This is a genomic window from Streptomyces sp. NPDC060198 (assembly GCF_042728415.1).
Taxonomy (GTDB): domain Bacteria; phylum Actinomycetota; class Actinomycetes; order Streptomycetales; family Streptomycetaceae; genus Streptomyces.
The window spans coordinates 1-4,633 of sequence record NZ_JBHWZJ010000478.1 but is presented as its reverse complement, the minus strand read 5'-3'; the positions used below and the strand labels follow the sequence as shown (position 1 = coordinate 4,633).

Here is a 4,633-nt window from a genome sequence, read left to right as displayed (position 1 = left end):
GAACTGAGGACAGCATGAGAGGGAAGCAACGCGGATGGCGGCGGTTCGTCATCGGTGCGGTGGCAGCCGCACTGATGACCGTCGGCCTTCTGCCGGTCGCCGCTTCGGCGGCCGGACGGACCGCCGACCTGGCACTCGGCAGGCCGGCGTCGGCCGGCGGCTCGCTCGGCGCCTACCCGGCGTCGAACGTCACCGACGGCAGTCAGCAGACGTACTGGGAGAGCCCCGGTACGTTCCCGCAGTGGGTCCAGGCCGATCTGGGCACCGCGACCGCCGTCGACCAGGTGGTACTGAAGCTGCCGAACACCTGGGAGGCGCGCACCCAGACGCTCGCCGTCCAGGGCAGCACGGACGGCTCCGGGTTCAGCACCCTGTCCGCCTCGGCCGCCCGGTCGTTCACCCCGGCCGCGAACAACACCGTCACCGTCGATTTCACCGCGGCCCAGGTGCGGTACGTACGGGTCCTGGTGACCGCCAACACCGGCTGGAACGCGGCGCAGCTCTCCCAACTGGAGGTCTACGGCGAGGCGTCGGGAGGCACGGACCCCGGCACACCGACGCCCACCGGTACCAACCTCGCGCTGAACAAGCCGATCGAGGCCTCGTCGTACGCGCAGACCTACGTGGGTACCAACGCCAACGACGACCGGCGTGACACCTACTGGGAGTCGAACGGCTATCCGGCCACGCTGACGGTGAAGCTCGGCTCCGACGCGGACCTCTCGGCCGTCGTGGTCAAGCTCTCGCCGGATTCGGCGTGGGGTGCCCGTACCCAGAGCTTCCAGGTGCTGGGCCGGGCGCAGTCCGCCACCGGGTTCACCTCGCTGAAGAGCCAGGCCGACTACGCCTTCTCGCCGTCCGGCAACGGAAACACGGTGACGGTCCCGGTCAGCGGGCGGTACGCCGACGTGCAGCTGAAGTTCTCGTCCAACACCGGTGCTCCCGGCGCCCAGGTGGCCGAGGTCCAGGTCGTCGGTACGGCCGCGCCCAACCCGGACCTGGTCCTGACCGACCTGAGCTGGTCGCCCGCCTCGCCCTCGGAGAGCGACGCGGTGACCGTGAACACCACGGTGCGCAACGCCGGTTCGGCGGCGGCACCCGCGACGACGGTCAATGTCAGCTTGGAGGGCCAGGTGGCCGGCAGCGCCGCGGTGAACGCGCTCGCGGCGGGCGCCTCGGCCACCGTCGCGGTGAGCGTGGGCAAGCGCCCGATGGGTTCGTACTCCGTCTCGGCGGTGGTCGACCCGACCGACACGGTCGTCGAGCTGGACAACAGCAACAACAGCCGCACTGCCTCCTCCAAGCTCGTGGTCGCACAGAGCCCCGGGCCCGATCTCCAGGTCACGGGCATCTCCTCCAGCCCGACCAGCCCGGCGGTCGGCGCGGCCGTCACCTTCACCGTCTCGGTGAACAACCGCGGCACCACTGCGGCGAGTGCCACGACCGTGACCCGCCTCCAGGTGGAGAGCACCACACTGAACGGAACCACCGGAGCCATTCCCGCCGGGGGCACGGTCACCGTGCCGATCAGCGGTACGTGGACCGCGAAGAGCGGTGGGGCCAATCTGACCGCCACCGCGGACGCGACCGGCGTCCTCGCTGAGACCAACGAGAACAACAACGTCTTCTCCCGGGCCATCGTGGTCGGCCGCGGCGCGGCGGTCCCGTACACCGAGTACGAGGCCGAGCAAGGCTCCTACCAGGGCACCTTGCTCACCGCCGACCAGAAGCGCACCTTCGGGCACACCAACTTCGCCACCGAGTCCTCGGGCCGCCAGTCGGTGCGGCTCAACTCCACCGGCCAGTACGTCGAGATCACCTCGACCGTGCCGACCAACTCCCTCGTGGTCCGCAACTCCATCCCCGACGCGCCCGGCGGCGGGGGTACGGAGGCCACGATCAGCCTCTACGTCAACAACGCCTTCGCCCGGAAGCTGACACTCTCCTCCAAGCACAGCTGGCTGTACGGCGACACGGACAGCCCGGAAGGCCTGACCAACCAGCCGCAGGCGGACGCCCGCAGGCTCTTCGACGAGTCGAACGCGCTGCTCGGCCAGACCTACCCGGTCGGCACGAAGTTCCGCCTCCAGCGTGACGCGGGCGACACCGCGTCCTTCTACATCATCGACCTGGTCGACCTGGAGCAGGTGGCGGCGCCGACGGCGCAGCCCGCCGGCTGCGTCTCGATCACCACCTACGGGGCCGTGCCCAACGACGGCATCGACGACACCGACGCCATCCAGCGGGCGGTGACGGCCGACCAGAACGGCGAGATCGGCTGTGTCTGGATTCCGGCCGGGCAGTGGCGGCAGGAGCAGAAGATCCTGACCGACGACCCGCTCAACCGGGGGCAGTACAACCAGGTGGGCATCAGGAACGTCACGATCCGCGGCGCGGGGATGTGGCACTCCCAGCTGTACTCCCTCATCCAGCCCCAGAACGCGGGTGGCATCAACCACCCGCACGAGGGCAACTTCGGGTTCGACATCGACGACAACACCACCATCTCCGACATCGCGATCTTCGGCTCCGGCACGATCCGAGGCGGCGACGGCAACGCCGAGGGCGGGGTGGGCCTCAACGGACGCTTCGGCAGCAACACCAAGATCACCAACGTCTGGCTGGAGCACTCCAACGTCGGGGTGTGGGTGGGCCGCGACTACGACAACATTCCCGATCTCTGGGGTCCCGGTGACGGGGTCGAGTTCACCGGAATGCGCATTCGCAACACCTACGCGGACGGCATCAACCTCTCCAACGGAACCCGCAATTCGACGGTCTTCAACTCCTCGTTCCGGAACACGGGCGACGATTCGCTGGCCGTCTGGTCGAACAAGTACGTGAAGAACCAGTCGGTGGACATCGGCCACGACAACCACTTCCGCAACAACACGATCGCCCTGCCCTGGCGGGCCAACGGCATCGCGGTCTACGGCGGGTACGGCAACACCATCGAGAACAACATCGTCTCCGACACGATGAACTACCCCGGCATCATGCTGGCGACCGACCACGACCCCCTGCCCTTCTCCGGGCAGACCCTGATCGCCAACAACGCGCTCTACCGCACGGGCGGGGCCTTCTGGGGCGAGGCGCAGGAGTTCGGCGCGATCACCCTCTTCGCGGCGGGCCCCGACATTCCGGGTGTCACGATCAGGGACACCGACATCCAGGACTCGACCTACGACGGGATCCAGTTCAAGACGGGCGGGGGCTCCGTCCCCGGAGCGCAGATCTCGAACGTCAGGATCACCAACTCCGTCAACGGCTCCGGCATCCTCGCGCACGGAGGGGCCAGGGGCAGCGCCACCCTGACGAACGTGACGATCCAAGGCTCGGCCCAGGGCGACGTACTGATCGAACCCGGATCCCAGTTCGTCGTCAACGGCAGCGCCAACACCGCGGCGGCATCGGTCCGCTAGACGCCCCGGCCTCCCCGCCGACTGTCCGCGGCCCTCGGCGCGCCACATGATGAATGTAGTGACCACATAGCGAGACAGGTTTGCGGGAGCACAGGGAAACCGCGTCTCATCGCGGCTGTGCGAAACGAACAGACGACACCGGATCACACCGGCACCGACAGCGCGGCCCCGGATGGCACGGGCTCGGACAGCAAGACCGCGAGGCGCGCCGTCACGGTCTTCCCCGTCCTCGTCCTCCTGGCGGGAGCCGCAGGCCTCCTCACGCCCGGGACCTTCGAGGGCTGGACGAAGGCGGTGCCGTACCTGCTCGGCGTCGTGATGTTCTGCATGGGGCTGACGATGACCCCGCTCGACTTCAAGGGGGTGGCGAAGCGCCCCTGGGCCGTCGCCATCGGTCTGGTCGCGCACTACGTGATCATGCCGGGCCTCGGCTGGATCATCGCCCATCTGCTGGGTCTCCCCCCGCAACTGGCCGCGGGCGTCATCCTGGTGGGCTGCGCCCCGAGCGGGACCGCGTCGAACGTGGTGACCTTCCTGGCCCGCGGCGACGTGGCACTGTCGGTCTCCGTGGCCACCGTCTCCACCGTGCTCGCTCCCCTGGTGACGCCGCCTCTGACCCTGCTGCTCGCCGGCACGTACCTGCCCGTGGACGCCGGCTCCATGGTGACCGACATCCTCAAGACGGTCCTCCTCCCGGTGATCGGCGGGCTGGTGGTACGGCTCGTCGCGGGCAAGCTCGTCGACCGGGTGCTGGGCGCCATGCCCTGGCTGTCCTCGCTGGCCATCGCCGCGATCGTCTGCGCGGTCGTCTCGGGAAGCGCCGGTGCGATCAAGTCGGCGGCCATCACCGTGCTGATCGCCGTCGTCCTGCACAACGGCCTCGGCCTGGCGCTGGGTTACGGGGCGGGCAAGCTCACCCGCCTCGGCCCGCCCGCCAGCCGTGCCATGGCCTTCGAGGTCGGCATGCAGAACTCCGGTCTGGCCGCTGCACTGGCGACCGCGCACTTCAGCCCGCTGGCCGCGCTGCCCGCGGCCGTCTTCTCCGTGTGGCACAACATCTCGGGCGCCCTGGTGGCGGCCTGGATGTCGCACCGCTCCCGGCAGAGCGAGCGGACCCCCGCCACCCGGCCGGCCACCGGAGCGGTGAGCAGCGCCTCCTGACGCCCGTCCCCGGCGGGACACCCATGCGCCCGGTGCGCGGGCTTCGAGCC

2 protein-coding genes are annotated in these 4,633 nt (G+C 69.4%); both read left to right on the top strand.

Translation table 11 applies throughout. The features are described 5' to 3' along the window. The first annotated feature begins 14 nt into the window (after positions 1-14). Positions 15-3,422 carry a CARDB domain-containing protein gene (locus ACFWEP_RS31980; RefSeq protein WP_387375388.1) on the top strand — a complete coding sequence of 1,136 codons (3,408 nt, stop codon included), beginning with the start codon at positions 15-17 and terminating at the stop codon, positions 3,420-3,422. 117 nt (positions 3,423-3,539) lie between these two features. Continuing rightward, positions 3,540-4,583, top strand: a complete 1,044-nt coding sequence (locus ACFWEP_RS31975; RefSeq protein WP_387375386.1) for a bile acid:sodium symporter family protein — start codon at positions 3,540-3,542, stop codon at positions 4,581-4,583. The last annotated feature ends 50 nt before the right edge of the window (positions 4,584-4,633 follow it).

Bases quoted from the DNA above. Each gene is read 5' to 3' on its own strand.
- ACFWEP_RS31980 (WP_387375388.1), top strand. From the start codon at position 15: ATGAGAGGGAAGCAACGCGGATGGCGGCGGTTCGTCATCGGTGCGGTG.